Raw genomic sequence first — 13,390 nt, 5'->3', positions numbered from 1 at the left:
TGTTAAAATGCACCTTCCCCTTCAACCAGAAATTCTTTCTGTTCAAATTTCTTTTTTGTTGGATTTGCGCACTGATTTAGAATATTTAAAGCGATATCAACACAATGAAGCTGTGAAGGTTCTAACTCACCTAACCATTCAACAACATCATCGCGTATAATAGACGAAATTTCAGCTTTAGACATACTAACTATTTTTTCTGAAACAATACTTGCTGTAGCAATAGACGTAGAGCATCCATAAGCTCTATAAGCTACATCGGAGATAACCCCTTGGTTTAACCTTAAATACATGTGTACTGTATCACCACAAATAGGATTACTGATTTCGATCACATAGTCCGCATCTGTAAGTTCACCAATATTCCTAGGATTCATAAAATGGTCACAGATTATATCATTGAACATTTTAAATTCCTCCTTTGATAGCCATGCCTTTTTCTTTTTCTTCGATAAACTTTTCAAGGTTAATTGCACAACAACCTACTTCTACACCTGGCATCCTTGAAATATATACTAACGTCTGTCCATTACGACCACATTCACAAGATGTATCTTTTCTTAAATAGCCAACATCTTCTGTCAGAATGAAGCCTGGATAAGAAATAGAAGTTGGATCATAAATAGCCATAATGCCCCTTTCTCCATATTCAACTTCTTCTAAGACATTGTGTGGGTTACGCATAGAAACGTGGACCCATGGTGGAATATGTTTTTCTTGTTTATGGCATTCTACTGCAAGCATATTAGCTTCTACTAATCCATACATATCCCTTACATTGTTTGATTGAACGCCTAAGTATTCATGACAAAGCTCATTAAATTCTGCTCGTGGAATTTCTTCACCAGTGAACCTTTTCCATCCTCCAAGCGTAATAATAAAGCTATTCTTTTCTAAATTAAGTTTAATATTACGATCCATACAATATTTAATTAATCTATATACTAAAAATGGAGGGCCTACTATATGTCTAGTATGTTTTCCATCCCAACTTTGTAAGGCTTCTACAGCTTTTTCGGGGTTGAATGTTATTTTCTTTACTAAATTAACGCTACCATCTAATAAACCAGCAAAAACATTCAGTGCTTTTACCATTCCCATTTCAGGCATTTCTTCAGTTGGTGGGAAAAGGAATAATCCCATCCCTCTGGAGAACTTAAAGAACTCTCTATAGGTAGTTACAACACTATCAAATGCACTGTCCATCGTTAAACGATCACGACGAGATACACTAGGAATCCCACTTGTCCCTGTACTTCTCATTTCGAATTCAACTTCGTTTAATTTCGATGTCATAAGAAGGTGAGAATCGCATTGTTTAAATGTTTGAACTGGAATTAAAGGGATTTTCGCTAAATCATTAAAACCCTTTATATCCTGATGGCTAATGTTTTTCTTCTTACATAAATCACGATAAAATTCGTTGTTTTCATAATGATAGTTAAAGTTATCTGCGATAACGCTACCTTTATATTCATTTACTGTATCAAAAGGCATTTTATAAAGGTTATGAGCACTACCGACTAATGTATTTAATGGGGATAATCCTAGTTCTTTTAACTGAGTAGATAAGTTCATTTAATAGCCTCCTTAGTGTTCTGAGCTTGTATTTGTTTTACTAACAACACAACGTCCTCAATCGTTTTGCACCAGCCATAGTCCTCAGTTGGAATGCTAATATCTAACTTTTGCTCTAAATCTAAAACAAGTTCTAGGCGATCAGTTGAATCCAGTGATAAATCTCCGGACAAATTGCTATCTATTTTAATATCCGTTTCTTTTAAAGGTGAAAAAACTAAAATAGACTCTCTTATCATCGTAAAAATCTTATCGTTTTCCATAGTTAGGACCCCCACTAAAACTTTTCATATCAATTAAGTTATATGATTTGCCAAGAACTTGGCGTCTTCTCCAACCCCTAATAATAAGGCGGAACCTCTTCGGTATTGCCATGATAACCCTAGAAAGTAAAGACCCTTTTCTTTTGTTATGCCTCGGTCATGAATCACATTATTGTTTTTATCAATTATATTAAGGACTTCAATCCATTCGTAATCATTGTGGTAACCAGTGGCCCAGATGATATTCTCTGGTTGGACCTTCTCGCCATTTTGACAAATTAAACTCTTACCGTCTGCCTTTGAAACTTTTGAAACCTTGTTAACAGCTCCTCTACTTAGCAGTGGTTTTAACTCTTTTCCTATAATTGGATCATTTTTTTTCATAAACTGCCCCAATTTTGAATGGATAGTTGCTTTTGATACTCCAAGCACTTGGAACCACCAAAAAATACTCCTATTCAGTAAGGTATAGGGTAGGAATTTCATTTGTTTACCTACAGATAGATAAACTTCTCTGCTTTCGGCTAACTCCGTTGCAATCTGTACCCCTGAATTACCGGCACCCACTACTAAAGTCGTTCCTTCCTTTAATTGAGTTGGATTTTTATAATGAGCTGCATGAATCTGGAAAATGTCTTTTGAGACATCTTTCTCAATATTTGGTACAAAGGGTTTTTGAAAGGGACCAGTTGCAACTACTATATTTTTTGCTACATAATTTCCTTTACTGGTAACGAGGTGAAACTTCTTATTTTCTTTAAATAGATTAATAACTGATGTATTCAGTTGGACTGGAAGATCATAATAACGACTGTAGTTTTCTAAATAATCCGCAATCTCATCTTTGTTAGGGTAACCATGTGGTGGCCCTTCTACATTCATTCCCGGTAGAGCGCTATGAGATCTAGGTGTAAACAAGGTTAAAGAATCGTAACGATGACGCCAAGAGTCCCCAACTCTACTATTAGAGTCTATAATTAAAAATGAAAGAGATTTTTGTTTTAAATAATAGCCAATAGCTAGTCCTGCTTGGCCGGAACCGATTACAATTGTGTTATATGAATTTCCCATTTAACATCCCTCCTTCAACAATAGTAAGTACATTATGCATAGTAGGATGAGTTTATTAGGAAAAGAGGGAAAAGAACGAATTTAATTATGCCACACCTCTAAACCATTATTTAAATACGCGTTTTTACAAGCACTTCTTTGGATTTTCCCACTAGATGTTTTTGGTATACTGCTAGTCTTTAAAAGGTAAATAGTGTATGGCTGAACTTCATGTTCCTCCATTACTTGTTGACGGATGTTCCTTAAAACACTGTCTAAATAACCTTTTAATTCTCTTTCTTTGTGTGGTCTAGGCCTATATTTACGTTCAATTTCGGCAACTATAATCAACTTTTCTTCCCCATTAATATCAACAGAGAACGCAGCACTGGCTCCTGAAATAATAGCTTGATCTGCTTTTTCCACAGTTAATTCAATATCTTGTGGGTAATGGTTTTTCCCTCTTAATACAATGACATCTTTTAGTCTACCTGTTACAAAAAGCTGGCCTTCATGAAAAAATCCTAAATCCCCAGTTCTTAAAAAGCCATTTTCATTTGTGTCTTTTACTATATTATTAAACGCATAATTTGTTTCTTGTTTCCGTCCAAAATATCCTTTTGCTATACTGTCTCCTTTAACCCAAATTTCACCTATTTCATTTGATGCACACTTGGATAAGGAATCAGTATTAACAATTTCTACTTTTTGATTAAGCCAAGTCATACCACAACCAATTAATTTTACTGAATATTCAGAACTTACAGGTCGCTCTATAGCTTTATTTTCTAAAAGACTTTCTTTGCAAAAGCCTTTGGAGACAGGCTTTGTTAATTTTTCATTACCTGTTATAAATAAAGTTGCCTCAGCCATACCGTAGCACGGAAAAAATTGATTTAGTTTAAAACCACAATCTTTAAAAGCCTGGGCAAACTTTTGAATAGTTTCATACCGCACGGGTTCAGCCCCATTAAAAGCAACTTCCCAACTACTCAAATCAAGCTGCACCTTTTGTTCATCTGTAATCTTTTTTAGACATAAGTCATAAGCAAAATTGGGTCCACCACTAATAGTTGCTTTGTACTTTGAAATAGCACTTAGCCATCGAAAAGGTTTTTGTAAAAAATCCATTGGAGACATAAATACACATTTAGCCCCAAGATATAGTGGTTGTAGAATGTTACCTATTAACCCCATATCATGATACATTGGTAGCCATCCGAGCATGACTGTATCCTCGTTATGCTGACAAGCTGCTTTGATCATGGCTTCATTGTGCAAAATATTACCATGAGTGACCATCACTCCTTTAGGAGAAGATGTAGATCCTGAAGTATATTGTAAAAAAGCTAAAGATTCTTTATCTACCTTTGGTTGTGACCACTGATCCCGATAATCATAAGATATATCGTCAATCGGAATCCACTTTAGATTCATATTTGATAGTTCATCTGAGAAATGAAAACTTATTTTTGAATGCAGTTGAGTAGTTGTCAAGATGATATTAGTAGCTGAATCATCCATAATTGCTTTTAAACGTTCCATATTTCGACTTAACCCGGGAGGGTACACAGGTACGGGTATTACATTCGCATAGATACATCCTAGAAAGGCTTTAACATAGTCTATCCCCGATGGATACATTAAAAGAGCTCGTTGTCCTTCTAAACCTAAATGTTGTAGGTAAGCAGCGATTTGCTTAGCATACATATGAAGTTCTTGATAGGTAATATTAGTTTCATCTTGGTTATCATTAGATAAAAATGTGTAGACTACTTTTTCAGGATGTATCATCACTTTATGTGATAACAAGTCTATCATTGAAGAATAATTACTTTTTGGAATAGTAGGATTGTCTATCAACTTTTCCATGCGGTCTACACCTCTTTTTAGTGTTCTAAAATCACAAAATCAAAAATTCTACTCTCTTTCAAAGGCATTGATGGCGTTTACGCTATGACTAATTGCAGCACCAGCTTTAAGTGCAGCTGCTACAGTCACTGCTTCTAAAATCTCATCCATAGTTCCACCTAGTTTTTTATACTTAGCTACATGAGCTTCAATGCAATATGGACATCCTGTTGTATGAGCCACGGCAATAGCAATCAACTCTTTTGTTTTAGGAGGAATCGTACCCGTATTAAAGACTTCATGTTCAAACTGCATAAATTTTGCTGCAACCTTTGGCGATCTTTCCTTTAATTCACCTAATCTATTTAAATATGATTTTTTATATAAAGTATCGTCTGACATCTTTTATTTCTCCCCTCATTGTTCAAATATAAGTAACTATCATGAAGAATAAAACAAACTACTTTAAAATAATAAAAACTTATTTAATCGTCGGACGATTTTCCCACCCCTTTTTCACAATGGTAAAATTTCACTAAGTCGAAATAGAAGAAAATTAACCTATAATTACCTCTATTTGTAAAAAAATCAGCTACAAATGGATTCTACAAACAATATTTTGGGTTGTCAATTACTTTATTTGAAATTTAAGAATAATTTAATAACTATTTTACAAGACTTTTAGGAGGTAAACTAAAGGCTATTCATTCACTAAGATAAGTACATTATTATGCTTAAAATTATATTAATAAAATCAAAGCAAGACTTATTTCAGGAGGTATTTTTGGGAAGTTTTAAAAAAATAAGTGGACTATAAGATATAAGAAAGTTTAGATGTTTTTTTAGGGCAGATGAATCTTTATTTAAAAGTGAGAAATTCACTATGTATAATATGTCTCTATAACACTCAAATGCTTTTTTGAATGTTAAAACATATGACAACGCTACCATTTTCACCAAAAAAGAATGTTACAAAAAAAAATTTAAAAAATGAAATTTACATTTGGAAATGAAGTTAAAAGATGAGAATGATAGTGTGAGGGATTATATCTATCTGCATTCAAGATCTCTTCTAGAAGTTATCCTAGATATAATCCCATTTTTTATAAAAGCCTAGGTGATGCTAATGTTTTTAAAATTGCTTATTGAAGTAAGTTTGGAACTCTTTACAAGTTAAATTTTATCTTATGCTTCAATTTCAAAACCTGAAGACTGTAATGGACCAATTGTAATTAAGCTAACTAACTGCACTGCCATATGTTTAGGAGAGTAGACTAAATCATTATTAACCCACCATTCTACAGTACCAATCAATGCTGAAGAAATGAAATGTATTAATAATTCTGGAGGAGTTGAAAATTTTTGTTCTTGTAAATTTATTGTGGCGAATTCTTTTCTGAATTTCTCTAGAATAACCCCTTGCATTTTGCCATTAAATCCATGTACCCCTTTTTCACTTAACATAATTTGATAAAAAGTAGCATGGTGGAAAATATTTGTGAATATAGCTTCAATCATTGATTGAAACTCTGATATTTTCACCCTTTTCTTTTGAATGTATATACAAGGGTTAATAATATCTGTTAGTTCCTCAAAAACTTCGTCAATTAATTTATCCACCAAATCTTGCTTATCTACATAGTGAAGATAAAAGGTAGCCCTGTTAATTAATGCATTGTCTGCAATATCCCTAATGGTAATAGATTCATAGCCTTTCTCTTGAATTAAATCAATAAACGATTCTTTAATCATTTTTCGTGTTCGAATAACACGCAAATCTGTTTTCTTTAACATTTTTTCATCACCTGTCTATGATTTCATTTTTAATTAACACTTAGGACTCATGTGTTGTATATATAACAAATAGCGCAATATTGATTATTGAGTATGTGAGAATAAGGAATATAATTACATTGTATATAACAGGGCGTTTCTTATGCAACGCTCTGTCGATGAAAACAAGATGTTCAGGAGGGAGATTACGTGTGCGTATTTAAGAGTTTTTTTTCACAAAAAAGATTTTGGGGGAGCTTACTAGGAATTATCATTGTCGTTATGATTTTCAGTGTTGCTTTCATAGGATCAATTGTTAATCCCACTCCGAAGGACTTGCCTGTTGCATTGGTGGTAAATGATAAAGGTGCTGAACTGCCTAATAAGACAAAACTAAATGCTGGTGAGGAATATAGAGAAGCGTTACTAGATAATAAAGATATTCCCTTTAAGTGGTCAGTGATTGACACAAGAGAAGAAGCTATCAGTGCAATGAATGAAAAGAAATACTATGCGACTATTGTCATTCCAGAGAGCATGTCTCAACAAATTATGTCACTTCAATCCCCTTCACCACAAAAGCCAGAGATAGAGGTAATTATTAATCAAGGAATGCATTACACGGCTGCTAATACAACAAAACAGGTTATCGATCAATCGCTTTCTAAAATAAATGGTCAAATTCAGGATACAGTTTTTACCCAGTTAGAAGCTAAAAAAGCTACTATTACTCCTTCGCAAGCAAAACTTTTGAGCAGCCCTTTACTTGTGAAGAATGAAACCATTAACGAAGTTGGAGATCACACAGCCAATGGGAATGCTCCTGTTTTATTTACACAGATAATATGGATCGCGGTCATTATTAGTTCTGTTATTCATTTTGTTATTATGAAGAAGGTTACAAATGGCCGTATAAGTACCCGATCTGTTTTAGCTCAATTAGTTGCAGGACTACTATTTGCAACAGCCATTGCTTCTACAGTCCTTTTATTTACTGATAATGTATTAAACGTTAATATATCTGACTTCCAGGCAACATTCTTATTTTTACTTTTTACTGCATTTATGTTTTATTTACTTCAAAACGCTATTTTAAATTGGTTAGGATTAGTAGGGGTTCCACTATTTATCTTACTTTTTCTCTTCTCAATTCCGGTATTAAATTTACCTCCAGAGTTTCTACCTACAGTAACTCAAGATTGGTTTTATTCATGGGTTCCCTTTAAATATAGCGTAGAAGGTCTACGTAACATCTTCTACTTTGCAGGGCATGCTATCGAAAGCTATTTATTTGTTCTAGGAATGATAGGTGTGGCTTCATTTATAATCATGTCACTTTCTATACTCAAAACAACAAGTAAAGAAAAACCAAGGGTGGCTGTAGAAAAGTAATTTTTATTTATTAATAAAAAAAGACCTTGAGAAGAGCAAGATATATAACTTACTCCTCTCAAGGTCCTATTTGTTTTAATTAATCTTTTGATATCTTTAATTACATGTGAGCTATAAGCCTATACTTGATCTTAAACTTCAGGAGTTGGTGTTGGTTTTTTATAACCACTTTTATATAAGTCTACATATGAAACCTTAGCATATTAATGTGTGAATATAATACAGTAGTAAGTCGCATTGCAACGTAAGAGCCGACCCAAATATTTTGAAAGGAATGTAGCTCCTAGAAGGTGAAAATGAAAGAATGGTCATTCAATCTGTTTTTTCATATCAATTAATTGTTGTAATAAAATCTTTTCTCCTTCTGAGCTTAGCACGATATTACCTAGATACACTTTATTTTTATCACTTACCTTACCAGTGATAGCACAGGGTTTACTTTCACCACATTTTTCGATAATTATTGTTTCATTTTCTATAAACATTTCCACATAACTCTCACTGCCTTTTATCCCTAAGGTTCGTCGTAGTTCACTAGGGAATGTGACACGTCCAAATTTGCCTAGACCCTTAATCAGCCCTATTTTCTTCATTTTCTCACTCCTAATTTAAATTATCTTTCAATTTAATAATGGTTATTAATTAATTGTATTTGGGTGAAAAATTATCTCCATAAGAGAATTTTTTGCTGGAGTAATTCCCATCTCGAAAATGTATTATATTACCTTATTATCTTTTTCTTTTAATAAAAGTAATATATGAATTTAAACTAATAACAAAGATTTATTAAGCCTCATTTTATGATACAAACTACAGAATTAAACAAAAATCTACATAAAAAACCAATAATATCCATTAAATTATTTATATGTAAAAAATATTTAAATCCATATATGATAACATTAAATGTTTCTATATCTAAATAATGGAGAATAAGCACTTCTTTCTTATCGAATCATTCACAAAAAATAATTTAGAAAATTTTTAATTTTTGTCGTTTTCTGTATGATTATATAGTTCCTAGTATAAATTAAAGATACGATGTCGCTGGAGAAAAATGAAAGCGTTTAATACTAGTTTATCTTTTCTTAGTTCCACTTCAATGGAGTGAAGATATTTATAAACTAACTACAGAAAAAAAGTTGCTCTCATTGTATCCTTATTAATGACTTAAAGGAGTATCACTATCTCTTCGAATTACGCTGATGTATCCACTCCTTTTGAAGCTAAGCAGACTACAATATCTACTATAATCCTTCCCTTATAAAGAAAGGGATTTTGGAGGATGTAATAGTCTTTCTATAATTACTACAACTTATATGAGAGAGGTTAAAAAATGAATCATTTACATCGCAGGATGGGAACTTTTTCTTTAACAATGGTTGGACTAGGTTCAATCATTGGTTCAGGTTGGTTATTCGGGGCATGGAGAGCAGCTCAAATTGCTGGACCTGCTGCTATTATTTCCTGGATTATCGGTATGATTGTTATTTTATTTATTGGACTTTCTTACAGTGAGCTTGGATCTATGTTTCCAGAAGCAGGAGGTATGGTTAAATATACACAATATTCTCATGGATCATTTCTTGGATTTATTGCTGCTTGGGCAAACTGGATTGCTATTGTATCTGTTATCCCAGTTGAAGCTGTTGCATCTGTACAATACATGAGTTCTTGGCCCTGGGAATGGGCAAAGTGGACAAGTAGTTTAGTGAAAAATGGCACGCTTACTTTACCTGGATTAGGCATTGCTTCTGCTTTATTACTTATTTATTTCTTACTAAATTATTGGACAGTAAGTCTCTTTTCCAAAGCAAATTCACTCATCACAATCTTTAAGATAGTGATTCCTGGCTTAACAATTGGATCACTTCTATTTGCCGGTTTTCATAGTGGAAATTTTACGTCTGGAGAAGGCATCGCGCCAAATGGTTGGGCAAGCGTACTGACGGCGGTAGCAACGTCCGGTATTGTATTTGCATTTAATGGTTTTCAAAGCCCTATTAATATGGCTGGAGAAGCAAAGAATCCTGGGCGTTCTATTCCATTAGCTGTAGTAGGATCGATTCTAATTGCTACCGTTATTTATATCTTATTACAGGTGGCATTTATTGGGGCAGTTTCTCCTTCTATGGTTGTTCATGGATGGAGTCACCTTAATTTCAACTCTCCATTTGCTGATTTGGCTATTGCTTTAGGTATTAACTGGCTTGTGATTGTATTGTACGCTGATGCATTTGTTTCTCCTTCTGGAACGGGAATCACCTATACGGCTACTACATCTCGTATGATATACGGTATGGAAAAGAATAAATATTTACCTGGTGTTTTAGGGAAATTGCATCCTATTTATGGTGTGCCACGTCAAGCAATGTTTTTCAATTTAGCAGTATCATTCATTTTTTTATTTCTCTTTAGAGGTTGGGGTGTATTAGCTGAAATTATTTCAGTTGCGACATTAATCTCTTATATTACAGGGCCTGTTACAGCTATGACGTTAAGAAGAACGGGGAAAGAATTCTATAGACCATTACGTCTAAAAGGATTAAGTATTATTGCACCACTGGGTTTTATATTTGCGTCATTAACTCTGTACTGGGCGAGATGGCCACTTACAGGACAGGTGTTATTCATTATTATAATGGGTCTTCCTATATACTTTTATTATCAAGCAAAGTTGAAATGGAAGGGATTTCAAAAGAACTTCCTAGCAGGACTTTGGATGGTTACTTACTTATTATGTATGATAGTTATTTCATATTTAGGAAGTGAAAAATTTGGTGGAATAAATGTTATTCCATACGGTTGGGACATGCTGATCATTACATGTTTGTCTCTTGTTTTTTATGTTTGGGCTGTAAAGAGTGGATTTAAGACAGAATACCTCAAGGAAGCCACCAAAGTAAATGAAGAAATGAGATTAAGGGAGAGAACAATAGAATCTCAATTAGATAAAGAAAAAGTTGTATAAAAATTGATTTCTAGTACCAGTATTTTATAAGTATGTGGAGATAGTTGTTATGGTAAAAAATAAGGTAGGAAAGTTAAAGATCTTTACGGTAGACTATTCTATATTAAAAAACAATAAAATAATCAATAATTCTATAGTCATCCAATCCATCAATAATCCAGATGAAATTGTAAGGTTAGCTAAACTAGATATATCTACAAAAGAAAGAGTGTTCATTCAAAATGTAAAGATTTTAAGATTTAAGTCCATCCTATCTCATGGGCATAATTTAGAATAGGAAAACTCGTAAAAAAAGGAATTTACTTATAATAGCAAGAGCTTATTTTAACGATGTTATTGAGATATTTTACTTGTTTTATTAGATGCCTAGGGCATCTTTTTCTCTTTTCTCATATGTTCGAGAGCTATAGGGAAAGTCGAATTCCTATTTATCGTAATGCCACGAGAAGCCAAAACAGAAAAAGGCCGAAAAATTCTCTAAAAAACCCTGTACATTCTTTCGGCCTCTTGTTTCATTTATATAAAAATAGTGAAAGTTGTTATTTTATGGAGGTTTTATATGTCGGATAAAGTGCCATTTTCATTTATAGTAGTTATTGGTTTAATGTTATTTGCTCTATTCTTCGGGGCAGGAAATTTAATTTTCCCACCAATGCTTGGTCAATCAGCAGGAATAAATATTTGGTCAGCTAATGCCGGATTTTTAGTAACCGGAGTTGGGTTACCGTTACTTGGTGTGTTAGCATTTGGTTTTTCAGGGAAAGATGACGTACAGTCACTAGCAAGTCGCGTACACCCTGTGTTTGCTCTTATATTTACAACCGTACTTTATTTAGCGATTGGTCCTTTATTTTCCATACCAAGAGCAGGAACCGTTTCTTTTGAGATAGGCGTCAAACCTTTTTTGGCGGAAGATCTAGACCATATACCTTTATTTATTTTCACCATCATCTTTTTTAGCATCACATGCTTTTTCTCACTAAACCCTGTTAAAACTATCAATATTATCGGAAAATTCCTAACACCTATTAAGTTAACATTTATTGGAATTCTTGTAGCGGTGGCTTTTATTAATCCGATTGGGGATTTTCAGGCACCTACGAAGAACTATAAAATTCACTCATTTTTCAAGGGATTTCAGGAAGGTTATTTAACGATGGATGCTCTTGCAGCTTTTGTTTTTGGAATTATTATTATTAATGCTATTAAAGAGAAAGGCGCAAAAACAAAAAAACACATTATGACTATTTGTGCAAAGGCAACAGGAATTGCTGCGATTATCCTAATAACCATTTATACGGCTCTTTCTTACATGGGTGCTTCAAGTGTAGAAAAACTTGGACACTTAGATAACGGAGGTACTGTTTTGGTAAAAGTCTCGAATTATTATTTTGGAGCTTACGGTGGAATACTATTAGGATTAATGATTACGGTAGCTTGTTTAACAACTAGTGTAGGGCTTGTTGCTTCTTGTTCTTCATTCTTTCATAAACTATTTCCAAAGGTACCTTATAAAATACTTGCTATTAGTCTATGTGGTTTTAGTGCAATCGTTGCTAACATCGGGTTAACACAGTTAATTGCTATTTCTATACCTCTATTAACAGCTATTTATCCATTAGCTATTGTATTGATATTCTTAACTTTTTTTCATCCTTTATTTAAAGGAAAAACTGAAGTTTATCAAGGGAGCTTACTTTTGACATTTATTATTAGTCTATTTGATGGATTAAATACGGGTGGTATTCACATTTCATCTATTAATAGTTTCTTTATTAGAGTTCTCCCTATGTACAAAGTAGGATTAGGTTGGATTGTTCCAGCTATTATTGGAGGATTAATAGGTTTTAGCATAGTACAAGGAAAAACCCTTCTTAATTACAGGTCATCTAGACTGAATAAATAATAAATATTCTGATGCAAAGGTTACATCTATTTGAAAATAGGAGAAACTCATCAAAAAGGAAGCTTTTTTCTTATTGAGAAAAGCTCCCTTTTTGACGATTTTCTTCTGTCTTGAATAGGGTTCATTTTGTCTTAAAGCAAATCTCAGCATCTAGTTTATTAGATAACTTTTTAAATCCTCAAATGAGTGCTTATATTTGAACATTTTATAAAGACTGTGATATGTTCTACATATACATATTATATATGCAATAAGAAATGAGGTATTTACATATGAAAAAAGCTGAATTAATCGATGCAGTTGCAACAAAATCAGAACTAACGAAACAAGATACTAAAAAAGCTGTAGATGCGTTGTTTGAAACGATTTCTAATACACTTGCTAATGAAGAAAAAATTCAATTGATTGGATTCGGTACATTTGAAGTACGTGAACGTGCAGCTCGTACTGGACGTAATCCCCAAACTGGTGAAGAAATGACGATTCCAGCTTCAAAAGTTCCTGCGTTTAAACCCGGAAAAGAATTAAAAGAAGCTCTTAAATAAGTATAGGATGAATACTTTTCAGAAAGCCTAAAGGTTATTCCTTTGAGCTTTCTTTCATTTT

13 protein-coding genes are annotated in these 13,390 nt (G+C 33.2%); 5 read left to right on the top strand and 8 right to left on the bottom strand.

Annotated features, from left to right (window positions below):
- Positions 1 to 2 precede the first annotated feature (2 nt).
- From ACFX4R_RS23710 to ACFX4R_RS23680, 7 genes are all read right to left on the bottom strand, one after another.
- The gene (locus ACFX4R_RS23710) at positions 3 to 407 is read right to left on the bottom strand and encodes an iron-sulfur cluster assembly scaffold protein (RefSeq protein WP_322552703.1); all 405 of its coding nucleotides are present in this window, start codon (positions 405 to 407) and stop codon (positions 3 to 5) included.
- A 1-nt stretch (position 408) separates the two neighbouring features.
- Complete coding sequence (locus ACFX4R_RS23705) at positions 409 to 1,578, bottom strand: LuxE/PaaK family acyltransferase (protein WP_322552704.1); 1,170 nt, start codon at positions 1,576 to 1,578, stop codon at positions 409 to 411.
- Positions 1,575 to 1,841, bottom strand: coding sequence for an acyl carrier protein (locus ACFX4R_RS23700; protein WP_274862770.1), 267 nt, complete (start codon positions 1,839 to 1,841; stop codon positions 1,575 to 1,577). Before ACFX4R_RS23700 ends, ACFX4R_RS23705 begins: the two co-directional genes overlap by 4 nt.
- Positions 1,842 to 1,874: 33 nt before the next feature.
- Entirely contained in the window at positions 1,875 to 2,912 is a 1,038-nt protein-coding gene (locus ACFX4R_RS23695; protein ID WP_377570517.1) for a flavin-containing monooxygenase, read from the bottom strand.
- 81 nt (positions 2,913 to 2,993) lie between these two features.
- Positions 2,994 to 4,763 (bottom strand): fatty acyl-AMP ligase, encoded by a 1,770-nt coding sequence (locus ACFX4R_RS23690; protein WP_377570515.1) that lies wholly within the window; start codon positions 4,761 to 4,763, stop codon positions 2,994 to 2,996.
- A 48-nt stretch (positions 4,764 to 4,811) separates the two neighbouring features.
- Positions 4,812 to 5,144 carry a carboxymuconolactone decarboxylase family protein gene (locus ACFX4R_RS23685; protein ID WP_043980830.1) on the bottom strand — a complete coding sequence of 111 codons (333 nt, stop codon included), beginning with the start codon at positions 5,142 to 5,144 and terminating at the stop codon, positions 4,812 to 4,814.
- Positions 5,145 to 5,927: 783 nt separating this feature from the next.
- Positions 5,928 to 6,536, bottom strand: coding sequence for a TetR/AcrR family transcriptional regulator (locus ACFX4R_RS23680; protein ID WP_043980832.1), 609 nt, complete (start codon positions 6,534 to 6,536; stop codon positions 5,928 to 5,930).
- A 189-nt stretch (positions 6,537 to 6,725) separates the two neighbouring features.
- Between ACFX4R_RS23680 and ACFX4R_RS23675 the strand changes: the two genes are divergently transcribed.
- Positions 6,726 to 7,907: a YhgE/Pip domain-containing protein gene (locus ACFX4R_RS23675; RefSeq protein ID WP_377570513.1), complete on the top strand. Its 1,182-nt coding sequence runs from the start codon at positions 6,726 to 6,728 to the stop codon at positions 7,905 to 7,907.
- Positions 7,908 to 8,215: 308 nt separating this feature from the next.
- Here the strand turns inward: ACFX4R_RS23675 and ACFX4R_RS23670 are convergent, their stop codons facing one another.
- Entirely contained in the window at positions 8,216 to 8,500 is a 285-nt protein-coding gene (locus ACFX4R_RS23670; protein ID WP_043980836.1) for an AbrB/MazE/SpoVT family DNA-binding domain-containing protein, read from the bottom strand.
- 743 nt (positions 8,501 to 9,243) lie between these two features.
- On the opposite strand from ACFX4R_RS23670, the gene ACFX4R_RS23665 reads away from it, so the two are divergent.
- The 4 genes from ACFX4R_RS23665 (at position 9,244) to ACFX4R_RS23650 (ending at position 13,329) form a co-directional block, all read left to right on the top strand.
- Positions 9,244 to 10,878: a glutamate/serine transporter AimA gene (locus ACFX4R_RS23665; protein ID WP_043980838.1), complete on the top strand. Its 1,635-nt coding sequence runs from the start codon at positions 9,244 to 9,246 to the stop codon at positions 10,876 to 10,878.
- 49 nt (positions 10,879 to 10,927) lie between these two features.
- Positions 10,928 to 11,155 (top strand): hypothetical protein, encoded by a 228-nt coding sequence (locus ACFX4R_RS23660; RefSeq protein WP_043980840.1) that lies wholly within the window; start codon positions 10,928 to 10,930, stop codon positions 11,153 to 11,155.
- A 282-nt stretch (positions 11,156 to 11,437) separates the two neighbouring features.
- Complete coding sequence (brnQ, locus tag ACFX4R_RS23655; RefSeq protein WP_043980842.1) at positions 11,438 to 12,784, top strand: branched-chain amino acid transport system II carrier protein; 1,347 nt, start codon at positions 11,438 to 11,440, stop codon at positions 12,782 to 12,784.
- A gap of 272 nt (positions 12,785 to 13,056) precedes the next feature.
- Positions 13,057 to 13,329 (top strand): HU family DNA-binding protein, encoded by a 273-nt coding sequence (locus tag ACFX4R_RS23650; RefSeq protein WP_013083575.1) that lies wholly within the window; start codon positions 13,057 to 13,059, stop codon positions 13,327 to 13,329.
- Positions 13,330 to 13,390: the final 61 nt, after the last annotated feature.

The organism is Priestia sp. YIM B13490, from assembly GCF_042787735.1.
In the GTDB taxonomy this organism is placed as follows: Bacteria; Bacillota; Bacilli; order Bacillales; family Bacillaceae_H; genus Priestia; species Priestia megaterium.
The sequence above is the reverse complement of the archived record's forward strand: the minus strand, read 5'-3'. Positions and strand labels throughout refer to the sequence as shown.